Source organism: Bradyrhizobium sp. Kon58 (genome assembly GCF_055807455.1).
The window spans coordinates 1-241 of record NZ_JBVVOT010000623.1 but is presented as its reverse complement, the minus strand read 5'-3'; the positions used below and the strand labels follow the sequence as shown (position 1 = coordinate 241).

The window sequence follows — 241 nt, the reverse complement described above, 5'->3', positions numbered from 1 at the left end:
TAACCTGCAGGACACAAGGAAAACCACATTACGCAAACCGCTATGGCTACCGCGCTTTGCAGATTTCGCGCCGATACATGGCAAACAACAGAAGCCGCAACAGATGCGGCTTCAGTTGGTGCTGCCGGGGGCGCCACCGACCTTCAATTGCCGAGCTTTTTACGCACGTCGTCGACCATTGGGCCAACCGCCTTCACCGCATCTTTAAGCTGTTGTTCAGTTACGCCGAATTCCTTCGTCC

1 protein-coding gene is annotated in these 241 nt (G+C 54.8%); it reads right to left on the bottom strand.

Annotated features, from left to right (window positions below; all coding sequences use genetic code 11):
- Positions 1-143: 143 nt before the first annotated feature.
- A partial coding sequence (locus AC0L20_RS41720; protein WP_473295948.1) for a DUF3606 domain-containing protein occupies positions 144-241 on the bottom strand: 98 nt, incomplete at its 5' end.